Genomic DNA, 23372 nt, shown 5'->3' on the forward strand with positions numbered 1-23372 from the left:
ACGGAAAGAAACACCGCTGGATGCTGGCTTGTCGGGCCGCCGCATTGCAGCGATGCGGGCACCTCAGTGTATCGAGTTGTACGGAGGCGATCCCATCGCAGCCTCGCCGGGGCTCGACAGCTCCCACAGGGGAACTGCGACACCTGCACATTTGTCTTGGCAACACAGATCGAATGTGGGAGCTGTCGAGCCCCGGCGAGGCTGCGAAGGGATCGCCTCGGTGTACCTGTTAAACCGCAGCGCCCGCATCGCCGTGATGCAGCGGCCCTACACGGACCGAGTACGACTTAGCGAGGCGGGTAGTTGGACAGCACTTTGGTCACCGTCGCCCGGATCGCCGCATTGCGGTCCTGGGGGTTGGGCGAGCTGCTCATCATCTGTTCGTCACTGCCGCGCCATACCAACTTGCCGTCCTTGCCGTCGAGCAGGTCGATCTGGAGGGTGGCGACCTTGTAGGTGACGTTGCGGGTTTCGTTGTACATCGGCGCACCCCAATAGCCATTCCACGGGCCGCCCCAGGCGCCACCGTAGTTGGTGGTGACTTGCTGCTGGCGATCCTCGACGATCAGGTAGGCCTGCACGCTCACATCAGCCTTGGCCCCCGGGGCCGCCGGGCGCAAGCCGCGCTGGTCGAGTTGGTCGGCCACCGCCTGGCGGATGCGCTGTTCGGTGAGGTCGCTCTTGATCCGTGGATCATCGGGGCGGTACTGCAACGCTGGGTCTTTCCAGGCCCAACTGCGGTAGGCGGCAAAGTCGCGACTGGCGTCAAAATCGTGGTTGACCTGGCTGGTCTGGCATCCGCCCAAAAGCACGGCAAAAGCGAGCAAAGCGATACGACGCAACATGGTAGTTCTCCAAAGGGCAAACCGAACCTGAGATGAGAATAGCTGTTAACTCGGAGGATACGCCGTCATGGCCTTCTGCACAGCCTGGCGCAACGCATCGCCGCGTTCACTCAGGCTGCCCTGGCTGCCCGTTTCGGCGCTAGCGCTCCATACCGGCTGGCCCGTGCGGGCGTCGAACAGGTTGACGCGCACCACCACCACTTGCACTTCATAGGTGCGCACGATCGGCACCGAGTTGTACATGCCATAGCCGTTGCCATAGCGGTTGTAGCCACCGTAGCCGTAGCCATAATCGTCCTGCACCTGGCGCAGGCGTTTTTCCAGATGCACATCGGCGCTGACCAGCAAGTCCGGCGCGCGCTGGTCATGCACCGGCCGCAGGCCACGCTGGTCGAGGGCGCCGCTGACGGCTTCGGCGATCTGCGCAGGATCTGCCCAGGCCGAGCCCGCCGGCAATTGGCCGTTGCGCCAGGCCCAGTTGCGATAGGCGCCGTAGTCACGCACCGGCGCCGGGTAGGCGCTGGCATCAAAGGTGTTGGCCGCCTGGGCAGGCGCCGGTGGCATGGGCTTGGAGGCCGCGACATACGGATTGTTGCTGGAGCAGGCACCCAGCCCCAGGCACAGCAGGATCAATGCACAGCGCTTCATTTCGATCTCCGCAGACTGGGCCGCTTAAACCGGACGGCAGATCCAGTGCAAATAACGCCCAAGTCCGGCAAAGCTTGGGTGACGACGGTGAGCGAGCTCCATCTCCAACAAGTCCTGCAAGTCGGCGCGGGCCTGGAACTCCACCGGCATATAGTCGTGGAAGACCCGCACCCCGCTCTGGCTTTCGACCTGCCACAGGCCTTCAAGTTGCGCCGCCAGTTCACGCGGGTCCAGGGGCTGTTGCGGGGTCAGGCTCTGTTTTTCGCCAGCCATGTCATTTTTGCGCATCTTGCGAAAGTGCCCCTTGAGCAAGTTGCGGTAAATCAGCGCATCACGGTTATAGAAGGCCAGGGACAACCAGCTGCCCGGCGCCGTCAACTGGTGCAGCACCGGCAGGATCCCATGGGGTTCGGCCAGCCATTCCAGCACGGCGTGGCACAGCACCAGGTCGTAGGGCTCGGTCAGTTGACCCAGCAGGTCCTGCCACGGCGCCTGGATGAACGTTGCGCTCTGTCCCGCCTCGGCGAACCGCTGGCGGGCACCTTCGAGCATCGGTTCGGCAGGCTCGGCCAAGGTCACCTGATGCCCGCGTTCGGCCAGCCACAACGACATATGGCCCAGGCCTGCGCCGATATCCAGCACGCGCAGAGGCCGGTCCGGCAGGGCCTCGGCCAAGTCGGCCTGCAACACCGCCAGGCGAATCGCACCCTTGGCACCGCCGTAGATCTTCTCGGCAAAGCGCGTGGCCAACTGGTCGAAATGGCGATCACTCATGGGTAAACCGCCGTTCGTTGTCGGCCAGCTTGGCGCTGACCACCTGGTTCATGTCCAGGCCCAGTTCGCCGCACAACAGCAGCAGATAGAGCACGATGTCCCCCACTTCCTGCCCGGCGTGGGCAAGTTTGTCGGCGGGCAACTGGCGGGACTGGTCTTCGCTCAGCCACTGGAAGATTTCCACCAGCTCGGCCATCTCGACGCTGGCGGCCATGGCCAGGTTTTTCGGGCTGTGGAATTGTTTCCAGTCGTTGTTATCGCGGATGCGATGCATGCGTTCGGTAAGGTGTTCGAGATTCATGGGGTGCTCCTGAAGGGGTATAGCTTCGGGCTCAAAGGCGGGGATGGCAAATAAATTTGCGGCGCTTGTCAGGGCGCTATCGCAGGCAAGCCCGCTCCCATATTTGGCGGTGTTTACAAATCAACATGGGGGAGCTGGCTTGCCTGCGATGGCGACCTAATCCACCACGCTGAACTCAACCCTGGCCGTCTGCCCCGCCTCATCGAGCACACTCAGTTGATAGCGCCCCAACTGCTCCAGGCTGGCATTGATACTGTCCTGACTGGCGCTGTCCCCCAGCGGTGCACCATTGAGGAACCACCAGCGCCGCCCACTGCCGCCCAACGCCGATAGCTTCAAGCGCAACTGCTGCTGGCTACCCGCCGGTAACCGCAACTGGTCCCCCTCACGTACACCCACCACCGACAACGGCGACGCTGCCGCCAGGGCCGGGGGTGGGCAATCCGGGTCTGGCGCGGGGATGCGCGCGTCACGCCGCTCGATCCTGGGCAACCATGGCTCCAGCGGGGCCGGCCACAGGGCTATGTCCCGCGAGACCGCGCCCGGGCAACTGGCCGCCACGCGCAGGCCCTTGGCATTGACCCACACGGTCTCCATCAAGCCGACACCCAAAGGTTGGTCCAGGGCCTGCAAGGTCGGCGGCGTGGTGTTGTCCAGCGTCCAGGCAAACCGCTGGCGCCGGCAATTGGGATCGCTGCGGCTCATGGGCTGGCCCAGGGGCCAACAGATCGCCGCCACGCCGACATTCATCGGCACCGCCTTAACGGGCGCAGTAATGCCGCGCTGGCTGTCGCGGTTGGTCAACACATCGTGCACTTGCAGCATCAACGGCGCCGCCGAGGCCAGGCCGAACTGGCCGGGCACCGGGGTGCCGTCCGGGCGGCCGATCCACACACCGATCAAATAGCGCGGCCCGACGCCAATGGCCCAGGCATCGCGAAAACCGTAGCTGGTGCCGGTCTTCCAGGCCAACACCGGGCGCTGTACCAACTCGGCCCGGGGATCACGGTCCGGCCGCGCCTGGCCACTGAGGATGCGCCGCACGATCCACGCCGCACCCGGCGACAACAACGGGCGCTCCTTGAGCACATCATCAGGCTGCAAACGGATGGCCGCGCTCTTGCCGTCGCGGGCCAACGCGCTGTAGCCGCCGACCAGGTCCTCCAGGCGGCTGCCGGCGCCGCCCAGGATCAATGCCAGATTCGGCTCGGCCAGCGCCGGCAGCGCCAGGGGCATGCCGCCGATGCGCATTTCGCCGGCAAAGCGCTTGGGCCCGTAGGCTTCCAGAAGCTGCACCGCCGGTAGGTTCAGCGAACTGGACAGCGCCGTGCTGGCCGGTACCGCGCCGGTAAAGCCCATGGAGAAGTTGCCCGGCCGGTAATCGCCGTAGCGTCGTGGCACATCCTGCAACAGCGATTCGGAGTGAATCAGCCCCGCGTCCAAAGCCATGCCATACAGGAAGGGCTTGAGGGTCGAGCCCGGCGAGCGCAGGGCGCTGATCATATCCACATGGCCAAAACGCCGCGCGTCGTTGATATCCACCGAGCCCAGGTAGGCGCGCACCGCCATGCTTTCTTCTTCGACCACCAGGATCGCGGCCGAGGTGTGCTCCGGCAGCCGCGCGCGCCAACCCAGCAGCAGGTCTTCGAGACGCCGTTGCAGGGTCGCGTCGAGAGTGGTGCGAATCAGCGGCGGGCTGTCGGGACGGTTCAAGCGGCGCGCCAGCAGCGGCGCCAGGCTGGGTTCCAGGCGCGGCGCCAGCAACAGGGGTTCTTCCAGGGCTTCGTCGACCGCAGGTTGCGGCCATACCTGAAACTCGGCCAGGCGCCGCAGCACTTTGTCCCGGGCCTCCTGGGCGCGCTGCGGGTGGCGGTCCGGGCGCAGACGGCTCGGTGCCTGGGGCAAAACCGCAAGCAGCGCCGCTTCAGCGTGGGTCAGCTGTTGCGGCGACTTGCCCAGATACGCCCAACTGGCCGCCGCCACGCCCTGCAAGGTGCCGCCAAATGGCGCGCGATTGAGGTACAGGTTGAGGATCTGGTCCTTGGACAGGTGCCACTCCAACTGCGCCGTACGCCACAGCTGGCGCAACTTGCCCGGCAGGGTACGTGAATGGGGGTCAAGCAGGCGCGCCACCTGCATCGACAAGGTGCTGCCGCCAGATACCACCCGTGCACCGGTGAGGTTCTGCCAGGTCGCCCGCACCAGGGCCAGCGGGTTGACGCCGGGGTGCTGGTAGAACCAACGGTCTTCGTAGGTCAGCAGCGCATCGAGGTAATACGGCGAGACCTCATCGGTGGCCACCGGGTAACGCCACACGCCGTTGGCATCGGCAAACCGCCACAACGGCGTGCCATCTTCGGCCAGCACCACGCGGGCCAGGTCATCCTTGGGCAGCGGCAGGGGCCAGAGGCGGTCGGCCAGCCACAGCAGGGCTATTACCACCAGCAGGCTACCCAGGGTAGCGCGTGCAACTATTCGCAAATTCAAACGGGCAAACCTCTATGCTTCTAGGGAACTCGCCCAAGGGATTGGCGACCAAAGGCTCAGGTCCGGCAGATACGCCCACCCTTTCATCAGGAAACTCATATGCAGGTAGAAAGCTTTTTCGAATGGCTGGGCCAGGCGCTCGGTTCGGTCATCCGCTTTATCGTCGACGGGCTCAGTGGCCTGTTCGGCGCCCTGACCAATGCCGGTGGCAACTTTATCGATGGCCTGTCGCGCACCCTGGGCATGGACACCTCGATCATCAGCATCATCACCCTGATCATCGGCCTGATGCTGCTGTACTCGGCAGTCCGGGCGTTTATGCGGGCCTCGATCATCATGGGGATTATCTGGTTGATGCTGGGGTTGTGGCTGCTCAGTTGGGTTGTGCATTAAATACAGACCCTGTGGGAGCGGGCTTGTGTGGGAGCAGCGGTGCGACTTGCTCGCGATAACGGTGTATCAGCCACCGAATGTATGGGCTGAAAGATCGCTATCGCGGGCAAGCCCGCTCCCACATAAAGCTACCGCCAGTTCCTATAGGGGTTGGGCTTAACGGCCCTTGATCACCATATCGGCCGGGGTTTCCCCCACTGCCTGCCAGTTCGGCCGGTACATCGACTCCACTTGCGGCGGCGGTACGCGATAAGTCCCAGGCGTGACCGCACGGGCCAGGTACAGCAGGTGCGTGGTGCCATAGCCGTCCAGGTTCAGCGCGGCCACGTAGCGATCATCGCGATATTCCTGATGCTTGATCGACGCATTCTGCATCGACTCGCGCCATTCCTTGACCTGGCTGCTGGCGTTTTCCAGGCTGGCGGCGCTTTGCCCCAGGTTCTGGTTCTCCAGCTCCAGGCCAGCCGGCAACAGGTCAACCACCAGTGCATCCGGCACCCGCTGTTTGTTGGCGCTGACCGCAATGTGCACCAACACCAGGTCGCCGCTGCGCAGGTTTTGCAGGTTCAGCGGCTGGCCATTCATCCCCAGGTACTCGCGGCGAATACTCAGGTTTTCGCCACCCGCTGCCGGCGCGTGCTGTGGATAACCGGAGATGCTCAGTTGCTGGTAAATCGGCTCGCTGCCCGGGTTGTGCAGGGTCAGTGGTGAGGCCAGCAACGGCCCTTCCAGCTTCAGGCCGGACTGGCTGTTGTTCAGCTCGCGGGTTTCGCCGCCGCTGCTCAACTGCGCCGTCCAGTTGGTTTCCGGCTTGCCCAGCAAGCCACGCCCGGCCAGGAACAGCGAGTTGCGCTCCTGGGTCGAAAGCCACGGGCTGGCCGCCATCTGGTCCGACAGCTCGAACAGGCGCTCTTCACGCTTGCCCTTGGCCAGGTCGTTTTCTTCCAGCAGGGCCAGGATCATCGCCTGATCACGCAGCGGGCTGCCGTAATCGGCCAGCCATTCATTGGCTTTGCGCTTGACCGCCAAACCGGCCAGCAAGGCCTGGTCGGCACGCGGTTGGTCACCCATCTTCTGCAGGGCAATCGCCAACTGCACCAAAGGCAGGCCGGAGCGAGCATCGCTGCGACGTTCGAACAAGCTGCGCAATGCCCCCAGCGGCGCCTGCTGACTACGCGCCAGCACCAGCCCGGCATAGGCTTGTACGGCAAAACGCGTGTGGTCGGCGTTGTCGCTGTAGTCGACTTCAATCAGATTGCGTTCCTGCACATAGCGCAGCAGGCGTTCGCTGGCCTTTTTCAGCGCCTCGGGCGGTACGGCAAAACCCTGGTCGCGGGCGCGCAGCAGGAAGTCGGTGACGTACGCCGTCAGCCAGTATTCTTCCTCGCCATCGGCGCCCCACAAACCAAAGCTGCCGTTGTAGCGCTGCATGCCCAGCAGGCGCTCTATGCCCAGTTCGATCTTGCGCTTGCGCTCGGCATCCGGCTCGCCGGTCAACCCCAGGCGCGTCAGCACGGCGGCATCGGCATACAACGACGGGTACAGGCCGCTGGCAGTTTGCTCCAGGCAACCATACGGGTAGGCCTTGAGCGCACGAATCTGCTCGCCCAGGTTCAACGGCGGGCGGCTCGACAGGCTCAACAGCGCCTCACGCCCGGCCGGCTCAAACAGGGCCAGTTCGCTGTCCGGCAGGCTCCAGGCGTCGTCCTTGAGCACCGCGCGGTATTGCTTGAGCAGCGCCGGATAAGCCGGGCGCACACCCAATGTCCATTCGCGGGTAAACGCCGGCAGGTTCTCGCCCGGCAGGTCCAGGCCATTGACCGTGACCTTGATCTTGCCCTGGCCAAAACCGCCCAGCGCGCGCACCGGAATCTGCAAGGTGGTGCGCTGGCCCTGGGTCAGTTGCACGCTTTGCGATGGTTCGCCCAGCAGGGTCAGTTGCCCTTCGGCGGTCAGTTGCACATCGAGCTTCTGTGCCTTGCCCGACAGGTTGGACAGGTCCAGCGCCAGGCGCGTCTGGTCGCCGCCCGCGAGGAAGCGCGGGGCCGACAGCTCGGCAATCAACGGCGCGGCAATGACGGTCTTGGCTTCGGCCATGCCGTAGCGGTCATCGCTCCAGGCCTGAGCCATCAGGCGCAGCTCGCCGTTGAAGTCGGGGATATTGACGCTGACTTCGCCCTCGCCTTTCTCGTTCAAGGTCACCGGCGCGCTTTGCAGGGCGACGATGGTGACGCTGGTGTCCGGGCGCTTGCCGCCCTTGGCCAGCGCCGCGTCACCGCCAAAGGCCAGGCTGGCCAGGCGGCCCTGGCCGGCTTCGATCAACTGCCCATAGATATCGAACTGGTCCACGCCATACGCCTTGCGGCCGAACAGGCTGGAGTACGGATCCGGGGTCGGGTATTCGGTGATATTGAGGATGCCCACGTCCACCGCCGCCACCAGCACATGCACCTGTTTCGGCACGCTGCCATCGGCATTTTTTGCCGCGACCTTGACCGTCAGTGGCTGTTTGGGGCGCATTTTTTCCGGTGCGGTCAGGGTCAAGCCCAGTTTGCGCTGGGTACGGTCCAACGGCAGGTGCAGCAAGCCCACGGCGCGTTTGGGGGTGATGTTGGCCTTGCGCTCGCCGGGACGGATCACCAGCGCACTCACATACAAATCATGGCGCGACCATTTCGGGTCGAGCTTCACCGCAAAGCTCTTGCCTTCGGCCGGCACCTCGATTTCCTGCCACCACAACGGGCCTTCGCTGGACTCCACCAACAGGTAGCCCTTGCCGGCTGCCGGCGGGGTGACGGTGACGTTGGCCGTATCGCCATCGCCATACGCCGGTTTGTCCAGCGCCAGCTTGACCTGGTCCGGGCGCACGGCGCCGCCTTCGGTGTTGTCCTGGGCCTGGTAACCGGCCCAGAAACGCTTGCTGCCGATAAGCCCGGTCTGCGGGTCCTCGACCTCGACGCGGTACGGGCCCCACTCCACCTGGAAGCTGACCTTGGCGGTGTCGCCGGCCTTGATGTTGACGGTCTGCTCATCGAGGTTGAGGAATTTCTCGTTGTAGTGATAGCTCCAGCCGTCGTTGTCCGAGTAGTTCCAGTAGTAGTCGCGGCGCTCGCGGATCAGGCGGACCTTGAGGTTGTCGACGGCAAGTTTCTGGCCGTCCTGGTTGGCCAGCAGCACTTCGAATTCCGCCGGGCCATCGCCATCGGTTTCCTTGCCATCGAACAAGCCGCGCAGGCCCGGCAATTGCTCGGCCGGCCATACCGGCTGCACCAGGCGCCGGGTGATCGGGCGCCCGCCCGACTCTTGCAGGCTGGCCTGCACGATCAGTTGCAGCGGCGACTTGGCCTCGCTCCACTTGCTTTCCAGGGTCAGTATTTCCTGGCCCTGGGCGTCGAGCACGCTTTCGTCCAGTTCAAAATCCTGGCTCAGCTCTTCTTCCGTTACCGAGCCAAACTCGTAGCCCGGCAGGGCTTTGACCGCCTCGCGCAGCGGGCGCACATACACTTGCCCGCTCAGGCGATTGCCCGCCGCCGGGGCGCCGTAGAGGTAGCGGCCATTGACCTGGATAACGGCGTTGTCCGCCGGGCTCAACGGCGTGTCACTGCCCTTGAGTTCCAGGGCCAGGCGCTCGGGCAGGAAGTCTTCGACGAGGAATTCATACAGCTGCGGCTTGCCGTCACCCAGGTCGAACACCAGTTGCCAGCGCCCGGTCGGCGCTTCGCCGGCCAACTGCAACGGGTATTGATAGAGGCCAGAGGCATCGGCGTCCCATACGAATTTGCGGCTGACCTGTTCATCCGGGCGGCGCACTTCGACACTCACGGGCTGCGGCTTGACGGCATTGCCGTCCTTGTCGCGCAGCAGGGCGTTGAGCAGCACGGTTTCGCCAGGGCGGTACAGGTCGCGCGGGCCGAACACGAAGAATTGCAGCGGGTGCGCAGGCTGGCCGCCGATATCGAACTCGGCCAGGTCCAGCGCCGCGCTGTCGAGGCGCAACAGGCTGGTTTGCTCGCCCTGTTTGGCCAGCAATACCTGGGCCTTTTTCGGCAGCGGCAGTTCGGCGTGGCCGCCCTTCTCGGTCTTGCCCTGGCCCAGCACGCGGCCTTCGGCATCGAGGATTTCCAGCTCGACACCGTCCAGCGCCTTGCCGCCTTCCAGCGCCTGGGTAAACACATCCAGGCGATTGGCGTAACGGTGCACCGACAGGCCGATATCACTGAGGGTAAACAGCGTGGCCGGCTGCGAATAGTTGTAGGTGCCCGAGGCGCGCATGACCGCCAGGTACACGCCCGGCTGTTGCAGTTGCTTGAGGCCGGCGATGGGCAGCAGCAGGGTTTCGCGGGTGTTGCGCGCAGGATTGAGGTCGAAACGGCCACCGTACACCAAGTCGGCCATGGGCAGCAGTTCGCGCGATTCATAGCTTTGCAGGCTGGTATTGCGACCCCACTGGGCGAGAAACGCCGGCAGCGATTCGGGCTTGATACGGAAGAATTCGACGTCGATCTTGTCGACATTCAGCGTGATCACCGGCAAACCTTCGGCCAGGCGGGTGGGCAACAGGGTGCCACGGCTGGCGAAGCCGACGGTGGCTTGCAGGTCGCGGGTTTCCAGGCGGCTGACGTACTCGGCGGCGAGCTTGGCGTCATTGACCCCGCGCAGGCCGGCGTCCACGGTCAGCACCAACTTGCGCTGGGGCTCCAGGTGGCGCAAGCGCAGTTCCATCAGGTTGTCGGAAAGCTCCCAGGCACCGTCGACCTTGCCGGATTTGCTGTCCACCAGGTGCAGCTTGTCGGCGAACTTCTGGTCCGGGTCCAGCGGGATCGAAAAACTCACCGACAAGGTGCTGGCGCCATCCAGTTGCACCTCAGACACGTCCACCACGCTTAACTCACGGCCGGCATAACGCTGCTTGAGCGTCGCCACATCCACCGTGGCCTTGGCCGGCGCCGTCACCGCTGGCGCAGAGGCCGCGGGGGCTGCGGGCTTGTCGGAAGAATCGCAGGCGCTCAGCAGGGCCAGCGCACAGGCCAGGAACAATCCTTTGTTAAGCATGGGGCACTCGTTGTCGGGGTGTCTGAGGGGTGAACTATATATCAGTGCCAGTGAAGCGGTTGTGGCAGTGATCACATTGACCGACGGAGGGCGGTTTGGTTCTGCGTGCAGGCCAAGTCAGGCCAAACCCTACCGCTAAAGTGCTCCAGCACCCGCTATTTGCGGGTGGCGGGTCCGAACCTCCAGCAGAAACTCACCCGCGCTGGCCTTGAGCCAATCAATCAACCGGGCGATGTCCGGCTCGGACTGTCGACCATTGCGGCAAATAATGTAATACGCCGCCGGCGACATCATCACGGGGCTGTTCAAGGCAACCAACGCCCCTTCTTCCAATTGGTCGTATACCAACGCCGTCCGGCCCAGAGCGATCCCACCCCCCTTGACCGCAAGGCTTATAGCCAGGCTCGAATCCGGAAACCGAGGCCCAGGGTGATACGGGGGCGCCGCCACCCCCTGGAACGCAAACCAACTCTCCCACCCCGGACAGATCTGATCATCCGCCCGGTGAATCAATGGGTAGCGGGCGATATCCGTCGGCGCAATATCGCCATGCTCGCGATAAAACACCGGCGAGCATACGGGAAACACCGCATCGCGCATCAGCAACTCGACATGATGCTCCGGATAGTCCCCGCCCCCTATGACTACTGCGACATCAAATTGATGAGCCCCCAGGCTGGCAGGGTTCATATCTGCGCTGGTCAGCACCACGTCAAGATTGAACGAGGCGTCGGTATGCGAGCCATGCATTCTGGGAATCAGCCAGGTCGAACAAAGCGAAGAGGTGCACAAGAGGTACAACGGCTGGGCTGTGCGCGGATTAAGCGCCTGCAACGCCGCCTCCAGCCCTTTGAAAAACCCATCAGTGACCGGCAACAAGGCCTGCCCTGCCGACGTCAGCTTGACGCCGCGCGAGTGCCGCTCAAACAACTGTACGCCCCACCACGCTTCCAGGCCTGAAATTTGATGGCTGATGGCACTGGCGGTGAGGTTAAGCTCAGACGCCGCACGCGCGAAACTGCCCGTTTGCGCGGCGCTGACAAAAGCCTGAAGCATCGGGGTGGGTGGAGGGCGCTGAGCCATCAGGTGCTCACTTTGATCAGGATGATCCCGCAAACAATGACGAACGCCGAGAGCATCCGTCGCCAGCCGAACCGTTCATGGAAGAACAGCGCGGCAATAATGGCGCCGATAATAACACTGGTTTCCCGCAGCGCTGAGACCTTGGCCACCGCATCCAGCGACAGCGCGAACAACACCAGGCCGTAGGATGCCAGGTAAAAAATACCCCCCAAGGCCCCCACTCGCCAATGACTGCCAATGGCCTGGACAAGTGCCGCACGCTCCTTGAAAAACGCCAGCAGCGGGATAGGAATGCTCTGGAACACCGTCAGGTAAATAATGTATTGCAGCACCGTTTCACTGGCTCTCACGCCCTTGGCGTCCACCACTGTGTAGGACGCAATAAACACTCCAGCGCCCACCGCCATCAGGATCGGCTTGAGCATGTGCGCGGTCATCCTGCGTACAAATGTCAGGCTGATGATCCCCAGGCAAATCAACAACACCCCGGCCATCGCATGGAACGACAGTTGCTCATGCAGCAGAAAGTAGGAAAACAACGCCACCAGCACCGGCGGCACACCGCGCATCACCGGGTAGACCTGACCGAAGTCGCCCGTCTCATAGGCCTTGATCAGAAACAGGCGATAGACCGTATTCAATATCACCGAAAGCAGTACATAACCCCAGACTTGCAGGCTTGGCACATTGACCAGCGGCAGCGCCGCCAGGCAGATCAGCAATGCGGTGCCATCGACCAGGGCCAGGGTCATGAAGCGGCTGCTGCCGGCCCGGACAACAGCGTTCCAGGTGGCGTGCATGAAGGCGGAGATCAGGACCAGGGTGATCGCGATATCGGAGTTATCCATGGAGTTTGGGCTGTTCAGAGGAGAAGGCGGGTATTTAACTCAGCCTCGCGTGCCGGCCGGAAGCGAAAGCTCATCAGCACAGCCATGACCCTTCATCATGCCGACATCGCCACCACAAACACTGAGGACCTCCTGTGAAAGCTGGTTTGTGGGGGCGCCGGGCTGGCATTTGGTCACGGTTTGTAAAGGGCCAGCAAGGCGTGTCGCTTTAAATTGCAGGACGCTTCCTAGACAATCCTCAGCGCCTTGTGCCTGTTGGAATCGGTGACTAGTCTGCGGTCCGTCACTGCTTATCAGTGATCGGGTTTAGTCGCCCGGATCCTATATGGCGCATGGTCTCATGAAGTTTCATGGTGGCTGTGCGTAGGGCACCTTCGGGTGCGCCGGTTTGCCATATGGCCGGTCGACTAACCTGCGTACAGCCGCCACCCTTCGTTTAGTCGCGACGGATGTCAGCTCCAAACCATATGGAGTTACACCATGCATAAGATTGTCCCCGACCCACCCTGCGACCTGCTCAACGACCGCGCCGCCTTCAGTCGCGCCCTCAGCCACTACCTACCGACCCAGGGCTTCCACTCCATCAGTGAAGAACTGAGTTTCGAAGACTCCCAGCTCTACACCGCCAGCCTGCTGAACAGCGCCTCGGCCACCGCGCTCGACTGTGTTGAACACTTGCCCGGCGCCGAACGGGCCAAGGTGCTCGCGGTGTGGCATTTGCTGGAGATCGCCAAGACCACGGTCGACCGCTCTATCGAGTGCCTGCATCCCCCGGCATAAACGCGATCAAAAAGGTGGGAGCGGGCTTGCTCGCGAATGCGGTGGGTCAGTCACTAGAGATGCCAACTGACCCACCGCATTCGCGAGCAAGCCCGCTCCCACATTTGGATCTGCGCCGCTGTTGAGGGCCAGTTACAATGCCGCTCACCCAAGGAGCCCCCATGCCCACCTTACTCACCGACTGGCGCCACCGCCCCACTCACCGCCGTGTCTGGGCCCTGGCCGCGCCGATGATTCTGTCGAATATTTCGGTACCGTTGGTGGCGCTGGTGGACAGCATGGTCATCGGCCACCTGCCCCACGCCCATCAACTGGGTGCCGTGGCCGTTGGGGCCAGCCTGTATACCTTCCTGGCCTGGGCCATGGGTTTTCTGCGCATGGGCACCACCGGGTTTGCCGCCCAAGCCGCCGGGCGCAATGATGGCGCGGCGCTGCGGCAAATCCTGCTGCAAGGTTTGCTGCTGGCACTGGGGTTGGCGATGGTGCTGGGCACAGTGGGCATTCCCCTCAGCCACCTGGCGCTGGAGTGGATGCAGCCCTCGGCCGAGTTGAATCAACTGACCCGCGAATTCTTCCACACCCGCCTGTTCGGCCTCCCTGCCGCCCTGGCCACCTACGCCCTGGTGGGTTGGTTCCTGGGCACGCAGAACGCCCGGGCCCCGCTGGCGATTCTGTTGACCACTAACCTTGTGAATATCGCCCTGAACCTGTGGTTCGTTTTAGGCCTGGACTGGGGCGTGGTCGGCTCGGCGCGGGCCTCGGTGATTGCCGAATGGACCGGCGCCCTGCTCGGCCTGGCCCTCACGCAAAAAGCCCTGCGCGCCTACCCCGGGCACATCGCCTGGGCGGCGCTCAAGGTCTGGCAAAGCTGGCGCGCGCTGCTGGCGGTCAACCGCGACATCTTTATCCGCAGCCTGGCGCTGCAATCGGTGTTTTTCATGATCACGGTGCAAGGCGCCCGGCTGGGCGACGCCACCGTCGCGGCCAATGCCCTGCTGCTCAACGGGCTGTTGCTGACCGCCCATGCCCTGGACGGTCTGGCCCACGCGGTGGAAGCGTTGTGCGGCCACGCCATCGGCGCCCATGACCGCCAGGCCCTGCGCCGCTCGCTGGTCGTTGCCTGCGGCTGGTCATTGATCGCCAGCCTCGGGTTTGTGCTGTTGTTTACCTTCGCCGGCCACTTGTTTATCGCCATGCAGACCGATATCCCCAGCGTGCGCGAAACCGCCGATATCTACCTGCCGTACCTTGCGGTACTGCCGTTGATTGCGGTGTGGAGTTATCTGTTGGACGGTTTGTTTATCGGCGCGACCCGCGCGCGGGAGATGCGCAATGGCATGCTGCTGACGGTGCTGATTATGCTGCCGCTTGCCTGGGCGTTGCAGGGGCTGGGTAACCACGGGCTGTGGATAACGTTCCTGCTGTTTATGGCAGTGCGCAGTTTGACGTTGTGGGCGATTGCCTGGCGGCTGAATCGGCAGGGGCTGTGGCTGGGCGCACACTAATGTGGGAGCGGGCTTGCCCGCGATGACGGCAGATCAGTCAGCACCTGTATTGACTGATCTACTGCTTTCGCGAGCAAGCCCGCTCCCACACAAGCCCGCTCCCACAGTTTGGCGCTGTGCCTGCCGGTCTTAGGAAGACAGGTAGGACGAACGGGTCAGGCCCAGGCGTAGCGCATCCAGGAACTGGGTGCGTTCTGCCGCCGTGATCTTCGCGCTGGCGCATTTGTCACGGTAGTGGGTCATCAACTCCTCCGGCGACAAGTGCACGTAGCGCAGCATGTCTTCGATGGTGTCGTGGGTCTCGATCCCGGCGCTGTACACCGAGCCGTCCTCGCGCTGGTAGATGTTCACCGAATCGGTGTCACCGAACAGGTTGTGCATGTCCCCGAGGATTTCCTGGTAGGCGCCCACCAGGAAGATCCCCAGCAGGTAGTCCTCACCTTCGTTCAAACCGTGCACCGGCAGGCTGGTCTCGATGCTTTGCTCGTCGACGTATTGCTTGATCTTGCCGTCGGAGTCACAGGTCAGGTCCTGCAGTACCGCGCGGCGCAGCGGCTCTTCGTCGAGGCGGTGCAGCGGCAGGATCGGCAAGACCTGGCCGATGGCCCAGGTGTCCGGCAGGCTCTGGAATACCGAGAAGTTGCAGATGTACTTGTCGGCCAGCTTGTCGTTGAGTTCGTCCAACACCTGGCGGTGCGAGCGCTGGCGGGCCTTGAGCGAGTTGTGCAGGCGGCGGCACACGGCGAAGTAGCACTGTTCGGCCAGGGCTTTTTCCGCGAGGGTCAGCTTGCCGTCGGCGTACTGGGCAGCCACGTCACTCATGTAGTGGGTGGCGCGCCAGTAGGTTTCGGTGACCATTTCAATGTCGGTCGGGCCCAGCAGGTCAACCAGCCATTGCACGGTTTCCGGCAGGCTCTCCTTGTTCTCGATCACCGGTACGTCGTCGTTGTGTTTCTCGACGTCGGTCACCTGCACCACCAGCATGGCGTGGTGGGCGGTCAGGGAGCGGCCGCTCTCGGAGAAGATGTTGGGGTGCGGCAGGTTCTGCGCGTCGCAGAATTCCTTGAGCATGCCCACCACCACGCCGGCGTAGTCGTCCATGTCGTAGTTGATCGAGCTGGCGTTGCGCGAGTGGGTACCGTCGTAGTCCACGCCCAGGCCGCCGCCGACGTCGATGTGGTCCACCGGCAGGCCGAGGTTGCGCAGTTCGCCGTAGTAGCGGATGGCTTCCTTGAACCCGTGCTGGTAGTCCGCCAGGTTGGCGATCTGCGAGCCCATATGGAAGTGCAGCAGGCGGATGCCCTGGTCCAGGCCCGCGGCGCGGAAGCGCTCGACCACCGACAGCAACTGCGCCGCCGACAGGCCGAACTTGGACTTCTCACCACCGGTGTCGGCCCATTTGCTCGACGCCAGGGACGACAGGCGCACCCGCAGGCCGACCTGTGGCTTGACCTTGAGGTTGGCGGCTTCTTCGATCACCAGGCCCACTTCGGACTCTTTCTCGATCACGATAAACACGTTGTGGCCCAGCTTCTGGCCCATCAGCGCGAGGCGGATGAACTCACGGTCCTTGTAACCGTTGCAGACGATGGTGCCGCCTTTCGGTGCCAGGGCCAGTACGGCCAGAAGCTCAGGCTTGGAGCCGGCTTCCAGGCCGATGGACACGTCCTGGGTGGCGATGATGTTCTCGATCACCGCTTCCTGCTGGTTGACCTTGATCGGGTAGAGCGCGGTGTATTTGCTCTGGTATTCCAGGCGCTCGATGTTCGCGTCGAAGGCGCCGGTCAGTTGGCGCACGCGGTCTTGCAGGATATCCGGGAAGCGCACCAGCAAAGGCAGGGACAGGCCGCTTTTGCGCAGCTCGTCCACTTGCTCGTACAAATCGATGGGCGAGCTGTTCGGGCCGTTCGGACGGACTTCAACGCGACCGGCATCATTGATCGCGAAATACCCGGCCCCCCAATGGCGAATCCCGTAAACACTGCGGCTGTCCGCAACTGTCCATTGGCTGCCATCGTCTTTGCGTGTGCGTCGTACGGACATCGAAGTCCCCTATATAAAGTCGAAGAGCGCCACCCAAGTCAGAGGCTGGCGCAGTCTAAAGAGTGAAAATGACGATTTGCCTGTGAGAGGGGTAGACCCCACTTGCAGGACAGAGTTTAGACACCGGTCAGGAACAGGCTCTGTGAAACCATGGAGACGACGAGCGCGCTCGTCGGTGCGGGTTTCACAGAGGCTGCTAGCCGCCGGATTTCTTCGCCTTGTAGCCGAGCTTGATCAACTCGGCCAACAGCAACTCGACGTGATCGCCCTGGATTTCGATGATCCCGTCTTTCAGGGCGCCACCGGTGCCACAGCGCTTTTTCAGCAGCGTGGCCAACTCCTTGAGTGGCTCGGCTGCCAGGGGCACGCCGGTGATGGTGGTCACCGTCTTGCCGCCACGGCCCTTGCTCTCGCGGCGTACGCGGGCAATTCCGTCACCTTCGGGAATCAGGGTCTGTTTACAGGTACAGGCGTCCACGGGCTGGCGACAGTCCGGGCAATGCCGACCTGCGTCGGTGGAAAACACCAGGCCACCAAGGGCGGCGAAGGATGCGGCTTTTTTGGCCACCGGCAATCCTCTTGGGAGGATGAAGACTGATCAGTGCCCGTCAACCGGCCACCAACCGCGAAGCCCCACTCAGGCAGGGGCAGCGCTACCGAACCGCTCAGGCCTACCCGCCCCTGTAGGAGCGAACTTGCTTGCGAAAATCGTCAACGATAACGCGGGCATCCAGACAGCACGCGGTGACATTGGGTTTTTCGCGAGCAAGCTCGCTCCTACAGGGACCGGGGAAACGTTGGAGCGGTTCGGCTTGAAAAGTCGCGCAGTGTAACGGCAAAAAGCCTACTTGCTAAGAGCCAAATGGCGCCAATTTATGCAACTTTAGCGACGCGCAGCCAGATAGCGTTTTAAGGCGGCCAACGAGTCGGGGCAATAGGACTTTTGCTCGATATCGGCCAGCACCGCCTCGATGCTCATAAAGCGCGCTTCCAGCACCTCTTCGGGCTGCAATTGCAGCGGCCCGTCCCAGACTGCCGAGAACGCCGAGCACCAGAGCCGGTTGCCCGTGTCCTCGAAAAAGAAGTGGTCGTGGGCCGTCAGCTTTACACCGCTGACGCCCAACTCTTCTGCCAGCTCGCGGGCGGCCGATTGCTCATAGGTCTCGCCCGCCGCAACCATGCCCCCCGCCGCCACGTCCCAGTAACCGGGATAGATGGCTTTGCTCAGGGTGCGCCGATGCACACACAGCTCACCCTTTGAGTTGAACAGCATGATGTAGGTGCCGCGCCCGATCAGCCCGCGCTCGCGCAGGTCGGCCCGCACCAGGGCGCCAAGCAGGTTGTCCTGCTCGTCGACCCAGGCGATGTGTTCGGCATCCGAGGCCGCGCGGTGCGCGACCTCCTTGGCGCTATCAACCATGACTCAACCCTGGTTCAGCAGTTGACGCAGGTCGATCACTGCCGCGTTGGCGCGGGAGATGTAGTTGGCCATCACCAGCGAGTGGTTGGCCAATACGCCGTAGCCGCTGCCATTGAGGATCATCGGGCTCCACAGGGTTTCCTGGGAGGCTTCCAGCTCACGAATGATCTGGCGCACGCTGACGGTGGCGTTTTTCTTGGCCAGGACGTCGGCAAAGTCGACTTCGATGGCACGCAACAGGTGGGACAGGGCCCACGCCTGGCCACGGGCTTCGTAGAACACGTTGTCGATTTGCATCCATGGGGTTTCCACCACTTCTTCATCGACCTGCGGCACTTCGCCCGGCGCCAGCGCTTCGGTTTTCAGCGCGGTGTTGAGCTTGACCCGGCCGACACTGGCCGACAGGCGCTGCGACAACGAGCCCAAGCGGGTGGCGACATCGCCCAGCCAGTTGTTCAGGTTGTCGGCGCGCGCATAAAACAGGGCGCCTTTTTGATTGGGGTCGGACAGGCGTGCCTGGTAGCGGCTCAGGGAGTTGATGCCTTCCTGGTATTCCGATTCGCTGGAAGGCAGCACCCAGCTTTTATTGTCGAAGTTGAAACGCGGCTCGGCCTTGGCCAGGTCGGCGTCTTCGGCCGATTGCGATTGCGAGCGGGCGAAGTCCTTGCGCAGGGCACGGGTCAGGTCACGCACCTGCACCAGCACGCCATATTCCCAGCTGGGCATGTTGTCCATCCACAACCCAGGCGGGAAGCGGTCGTTGGAAATGTAGCCGCCAGGCTTGTTGAGCAGGGTGCCCACTACGGTCTTGACGGTTTCGACGGTGGTAAAGCCGATGACCATTTGCTTGCCGTCTTTTTCGGCGGCAATTTGCGCGTTTTGCTGGACCGGGAACAAGGCCGGCTCCTGGCTCCAATACCAACCCAGGCCACCGGTGACCAACAGGTAAATCACCACCAGGGTCAGCAGTGCCCGGCTCATCAACAGGTTACGAAAATAGCTGCGGGAGGCCGACTTGGGCGCAGGGCTTGGGCCTGGGGCGCTGCCTGCACGGTTTTTCCAGTCCAGCATGGCGGATATCCTTTCAGTCACTTGAGTTCAATAGCTACGACCACAACCCTACCCCATCGTGCCCGTCTGTGCGGGGCTTTTAATCAAGGTGGCGCAAAGCTGGCACTCAACTATAAAGGAAGGGCGCTGATGCGCCTACGCGACCCAGCAGTCAGCAAATGAATCCCTGGGACCTTGCAGTTAATTGACGTATGACACTCGTGCGATTGAAAAGAGGTGCTAGCATAGAGCCACCAGTCGACCTCAGCATGCACCCTTACCTAGTAGTCAGGATATGACCGAGCCAGAAGACCCAAGCCGTGAGCGTCTCAAGCACCACTTTGCCCAGCGGGTAATTCATCAGGCGCGTCAAATTCTTGAGATCTGGCAGCGTTTGCAGCGCAGCGAATGGTCGAACGCCGAATTGAACGAACTCAGCGAGGCCAATCTGCGCCTGCTGCGTTTTGCCGAGCGCTTTGAACAACCCGAGCATGGCCAACTGGCCCGGCACATCATCGAGTCGCTCAAAGCGGTGGATGAAAACCGCGGCCGCCTGAGCAGCCACCTGATCACCGACCTCAACCGCTTGATGCAGCGCCTGTCACGAACCGGCCTGCGCCAGGGCGACCAGTTGGACCAGACCTTCCTGCCGCCGATGCGCAAGCCGATCTACGTGATGCTGGCCGATCACGACCGTGCCGAGCGCCTGGCCAAGCAGCTGGAATTCTTTGGCTTGAGCGCGCAGTCCTTGGACAGCGTGGCCGCGTTCCGCTCGTCCATGGCCGAACGCCTGCCGGCGGCGATTGTGATGGACGTGGACTTCTGCGGCGCCGGCCTGGGCCTGAAACTGGCCGCCGAAGCCCAGGAAGGCCTGGAGCAGAAACTGCCGCTGTTGTTCTTCAGCCTGCACGAAACCGACACCCCCACCCGCCTGGCGGCGGTGCGCGCCGGTGGCCAGGAGTTCCTCACCGGGACCCTGGAAGCCTCGAGCCTGCTGGAAAAAATCGAGGTACTGACCTGCGTCGCCCAGTACGAACCTTACAAAGTGCTGATCATCGACGACTCCCGCGCCCAGGCGATGCACACCGAGCGCCTGCTCAACAGCGCCGGGATCGTCACCCGCACCCTGATCGAGCCGATCCAGGCCATGGCCGAGCTGGCAGACTTCCAGCCCGACCTGATCATCCTCGACATGTACATGCCGGCCTGCACCGGTACCGAACTGGCCAAGGTGATTCGCCACAATGACCGTTATGTCAGCGTGCCGATCATCTACCTGTCGGCCGAAGACGACCTGGATAAACAGCTGGATGCCATGAGCGAAGGCGGTGACGACTTCCTCACCAAGCCAATCAAGCCGCGCCACCTGATCACCACCGTGCGCAACCGCGCCGCCCGCGCCCGCCATCTCAAGGCGCGGATGGTGCGCGACAGCCTGACCGGCCTGTACAACCACACCCATATCCTGCAACTGCTGGAAGACTGCAGCTTCCGCTCGCGCCGCGAGAACAAGCCGCTGAGCTTTGCCATGCTCGACATTGACCACTTCAAGCGGGTCAACGACAGCCACGGCCACCCCATGGGCGACCGCGTGATCAAGAGCCTGGCGCTGTTTCTCAAGCAACGCTTGCGCAAGACCGACTACATCGGCCGTTACGGCGGCGAAGAGTTCGCCATTGTGATGCCCGACACCGACCTGGACGCGGCCTGCAAAGTGCTCGACGAAATCCGTGGGCGCTTTGCCGAAATCCACTACCCGGCCCAGCCCCAGGATTTGTGGTGCACCTTCAGCGCCGGTGTGGTCGAGTTGTGCGACGGCTCCGACAGCCTGATGATGGCCGCCCAGGCCGACGAGGCGCTGTACCGCGCCAAGGATGCCGGGCGTAACCGGGTGCACGCCGCAGGCACCTCAAGGCAAAGTGCCACCTTTTCATCGGATTCCACTCAGTCCGTCATAACGCTGTAACGAAAACGCAATAACTTCAGGCACTTATCTTTCCGCCGTTGGTTGAAACCACGCATGCGCCTGAAGCTGCTGACGAATCTGAACACCCTTCTGCTGGTCGCCGTTTGCCTGGCCCTGGGCGCTACGCTCTGGTGGTCGCAGCGGGCCCTTGAGCGCCCGTACCTGTTGATGGAGCGCTACTTGGGCCTGTCCCAGGCCTTCCAGAACCAGACTGCGCGCAATATCGACGATTATCTTTCCAGCGGCGACGCCTTGCGCCTGAGCGCTGCGGGCCAGAGCCTGGAAAACCTGCTGCTGCACCTGGACGAGCTGCCGCCTGAGCTGACGCAAAAACTGCGGCCCGGCCTGCTCGACCTCGATGGCTTCAGCAAGACCGACCTGCTGGCCGCCGGCAAACTGGCCGGTGACCCACAAGCCCTGCTGCTGCAAGCCGAGCGGGAGTTGGGGGCCAATCTGGAGCAATTGAGCCAGTACGCCATCGGCGTCAGCTCAGTAGACGCGCCCCGTTATCTGCCGCCGTTGCTCGCCGCCTCCCAGCATCTGGGCCGACTGTCCCTGGCACGGGACAAACTGGTGAGCAGCGGGCGCAGCGAACTGGCCGACGATGTAGAGCGCGAACTGGCCAACATCCGCAGCCAGGCTGATCTGCTTGGGCAACTGCCGCTGCTGGGCGTGACCGCCAGCAGTGCCTCCAACAGCGATGATTTTTCGGCGCTGATGGGCCTGGAAAGCAGCGAAACCACAGCCGCCGAAGACACCGGCGTGGGCCTCAAGCGCGAGCTCAACAGCCTGCTCACGCGCTACCCGGCCGAACTGGCGCGCACCCGCGAGCAAATCCACAAACGCACTGAGCTGGCCGCCGCCACCCATCTGAAAATCGACACCGTGCAGCAAGCCATTGCCGCACTGGAGCCCGAAGTGCGCGCCCAGCACGCCAGAATCCAGGGCGAAGTGCGGGTGATCCAAGGCGTGATGATTGGCCTGATCCTGCTGATCGCCCTGCTCATCGACACCCTGCAACGGCGCCTGGCGCGGGTGCTGACCAGCCTGGCACCGGCCCTGTCGACCTGGGCCGAGGGTGACTTCAGCCAAGAGATAGCCCTGGGTGCGACCAACCGCGAACTGCATGATATTGAAGCCTCGCTCAATCGCCTGCGGGCTTACCTGGTGAACCTGGTGGGCACTATTCGCACGAATGCCGAGCAAGTGGCCGGCAGCAGCCGCGCCCTGGCCGAACTGAGCGGCGGCCTGCATGACGGGGCCGAACGCCAGGCCGGGGACACTGCGCAAATCCGTGATTCATTGGGCGAGTTGGAGGCCACTATCCAGCAGGTTGCCGGTGACGCCAGCCAGGCTGCCGGGGCCAGCCGCAGTGCCGGCGAGGCCGTGGAACATGGCCAGCGGGTGATCGGCTTGAGCCTCACCGGCCTGCACGCGCTGGTGGGCGAAGTGCAAGACAATGCGCAGATGATCGAAAAACTCGCCGAAGAGTCCGCGACCATTGGCAGCGTGCTCACGGTGATCCGCTCGATTGCCGACCAGACCAACCTGCTGGCGCTCAATGCCGCCATCGAAGCGGCCCGCGCCGGTGAGGCCGGGCGCGGGTTTGCGGTGGTTGCCGACGAAGTACGCTCCCTGGCCCAGCGCACGGCAGGCGCCACCGCCGAGATCCAGACCCTGATTGCCGGCCTGCAGACCGCAGCCCGGCAATCGGTGGAAGGCATGCGCGCCCAGGTCGAACACGCCGAAGCCACCGCCCAGCAGGCCCAGGCGGCCGACGGCGCGCTGGATGAAATCGTCGGCGCGATCCAGACCATTTCCGACACCGCCACCCGGATTGCCGAGGTGACAGCCCAGCAGAGCGGCGCGGTCAGTGAAATCCGCGATAACAGCGAGCGCATCCACCAGTTGGGCGAGGACAATCTGCTGCGGATCGGCCAGGGCCGCCGCCAGGGCGAGCATCTGTTGGTGCTCGGCGGGCAGCTTAATACGGCGGTGCAGGCATTTCGCGTCTGACGCCATCTCCCGCCCCATGAAGATCAAATGTAGGGGCTGGCTTGCCTGCGATAGCGGTGTGCCAGGCGACTAATCGGCTACTGATCCACCGCTATCGCAGGCAAGCCAGCTCCTACAGTCGATCTTCATTGCTTTCCAGACCGTATTACCAATGACCGGAT

At 63.1% G+C, this 23372-nt stretch carries 17 protein-coding genes; 5 read left to right on the forward strand and 12 right to left on the reverse strand.

The genetic code is table 11. The annotated features are described in order from the left end of the window. Positions 1 to 287: 287 nt before the first annotated feature. The 5 genes from HBO11_RS20390 to pbpC all read right to left on the reverse strand — a co-directional run bounded on the left by HBO11_RS20390 (position 288) and on the right by pbpC (position 5055). Positions 288 to 845, reverse strand: a complete 558-nt coding sequence (locus HBO11_RS20390) for a DUF4136 domain-containing protein (RefSeq protein ID WP_169952026.1) — start codon at positions 843 to 845, stop codon at positions 288 to 290. A gap of 45 nt (positions 846 to 890) precedes the next feature. Next, a complete protein-coding gene (locus tag HBO11_RS20395) occupies positions 891 to 1493 on the reverse strand; it encodes a DUF4136 domain-containing protein (RefSeq protein WP_029297619.1) in 603 nt (200 codons plus the stop codon). A 24-nt stretch (positions 1494 to 1517) separates the two neighbouring features. Continuing rightward, positions 1518 to 2267 carry a methyltransferase domain-containing protein gene (locus HBO11_RS20400; RefSeq protein ID WP_169952028.1) on the reverse strand — a complete coding sequence of 250 codons (750 nt, stop codon included), beginning with the start codon at positions 2265 to 2267 and terminating at the stop codon, positions 1518 to 1520. Next, positions 2260 to 2568: a MazG-like family protein gene (locus HBO11_RS20405; RefSeq protein ID WP_133713881.1), complete on the reverse strand. Its 309-nt coding sequence runs from the start codon at positions 2566 to 2568 to the stop codon at positions 2260 to 2262. The genes HBO11_RS20400 and HBO11_RS20405 overlap by 8 nt, the downstream gene beginning before the upstream one ends. Positions 2569 to 2724: 156 nt before the next feature. Next, positions 2725 to 5055 carry a peptidoglycan glycosyltransferase PbpC gene (gene pbpC / locus HBO11_RS20410; protein ID WP_169952030.1) on the reverse strand — a complete coding sequence of 777 codons (2331 nt, stop codon included), beginning with the start codon at positions 5053 to 5055 and terminating at the stop codon, positions 2725 to 2727. Positions 5056 to 5154: 99 nt separating this feature from the next. On the opposite strand from pbpC, the gene HBO11_RS20415 reads away from it, so the two are divergent. Then, positions 5155 to 5448: a hypothetical protein gene (locus HBO11_RS20415; RefSeq protein WP_057437585.1), complete on the forward strand. Its 294-nt coding sequence runs from the start codon at positions 5155 to 5157 to the stop codon at positions 5446 to 5448. 156 nt (positions 5449 to 5604) lie between these two features. On the opposite strand, the gene HBO11_RS20420 is transcribed toward HBO11_RS20415, so the two are convergent. The 3 genes from HBO11_RS20420 to HBO11_RS20430 form a co-directional block, all read right to left on the reverse strand. Further along, a complete protein-coding gene (locus HBO11_RS20420; RefSeq protein ID WP_169952032.1) occupies positions 5605 to 10500 on the reverse strand; it encodes an alpha-2-macroglobulin in 4896 nt (1631 codons plus the stop codon). Positions 10501 to 10635: 135 nt separating this feature from the next. Further along, on the reverse strand, positions 10636 to 11583 hold the full coding sequence (locus HBO11_RS20425) for a LysR family transcriptional regulator (protein WP_169952034.1): 948 nt from the start codon (positions 11581 to 11583) through the stop codon (positions 10636 to 10638). Further along, on the reverse strand, positions 11583 to 12431 hold the full coding sequence (locus tag HBO11_RS20430; RefSeq protein ID WP_169952036.1) for an EamA family transporter: 849 nt from the start codon (positions 12429 to 12431) through the stop codon (positions 11583 to 11585). The genes HBO11_RS20425 and HBO11_RS20430 overlap by 1 nt, the downstream gene beginning before the upstream one ends. Positions 12432 to 12911: 480 nt before the next feature. On the opposite strand from HBO11_RS20430, the gene HBO11_RS20435 reads away from it, so the two are divergent. Beyond that, the gene (locus HBO11_RS20435) at positions 12912 to 13211 is read left to right on the forward strand and encodes a hypothetical protein (RefSeq protein WP_169952038.1); all 300 of its coding nucleotides are present in this window, start codon (positions 12912 to 12914) and stop codon (positions 13209 to 13211) included. Between the two features lie 161 nt (positions 13212 to 13372). Continuing rightward, positions 13373 to 14716: an MATE family efflux transporter gene (locus tag HBO11_RS20440; protein WP_169952040.1), complete on the forward strand. Its 1344-nt coding sequence runs from the start codon at positions 13373 to 13375 to the stop codon at positions 14714 to 14716. A 129-nt stretch (positions 14717 to 14845) separates the two neighbouring features. Here HBO11_RS20440 and speA read toward each other — a convergent pair whose 3' ends face one another. The 4 genes from speA to HBO11_RS20460 all read right to left on the reverse strand — a co-directional run bounded on the left by speA (position 14846) and on the right by HBO11_RS20460 (position 19250). Beyond that, the gene (speA, locus tag HBO11_RS20445; protein ID WP_169952043.1) at positions 14846 to 16759 is read right to left on the reverse strand and encodes an arginine decarboxylase; all 1914 of its coding nucleotides are present in this window, start codon (positions 16757 to 16759) and stop codon (positions 14846 to 14848) included. A gap of 196 nt (positions 16760 to 16955) precedes the next feature. After that, positions 16956 to 17327 carry a translation initiation factor Sui1 gene (locus HBO11_RS20450; protein ID WP_169897394.1) on the reverse strand — a complete coding sequence of 124 codons (372 nt, stop codon included), beginning with the start codon at positions 17325 to 17327 and terminating at the stop codon, positions 16956 to 16958. Between the two features lie 315 nt (positions 17328 to 17642). Then, positions 17643 to 18179, reverse strand: a complete 537-nt coding sequence (locus tag HBO11_RS20455; protein WP_169952045.1) for an NUDIX hydrolase — start codon at positions 18177 to 18179, stop codon at positions 17643 to 17645. 3 nt (positions 18180 to 18182) lie between these two features. Next, entirely contained in the window at positions 18183 to 19250 is a 1068-nt protein-coding gene (locus tag HBO11_RS20460) for a DUF2333 family protein (RefSeq protein ID WP_169952047.1), read from the reverse strand. 274 nt (positions 19251 to 19524) lie between these two features. On the opposite strand from HBO11_RS20460, the gene HBO11_RS20465 reads away from it, so the two are divergent. Beyond that, positions 19525 to 21195, forward strand: coding sequence for a PleD family two-component system response regulator (locus HBO11_RS20465; protein ID WP_115127297.1), 1671 nt, complete (start codon positions 19525 to 19527; stop codon positions 21193 to 21195). A gap of 54 nt (positions 21196 to 21249) precedes the next feature. Further along, positions 21250 to 23211: a methyl-accepting chemotaxis protein gene (locus HBO11_RS20470; protein ID WP_169952049.1), complete on the forward strand. Its 1962-nt coding sequence runs from the start codon at positions 21250 to 21252 to the stop codon at positions 23209 to 23211. Positions 23212 to 23372 lie beyond the last annotated feature (161 nt).

Origin of the sequence: Pseudomonas sp. WS 5010, assembly GCF_012985565.1 — a bacterium.
In the GTDB taxonomy this organism is placed as follows: domain Bacteria; phylum Pseudomonadota; class Gammaproteobacteria; order Pseudomonadales; family Pseudomonadaceae; genus Aquipseudomonas.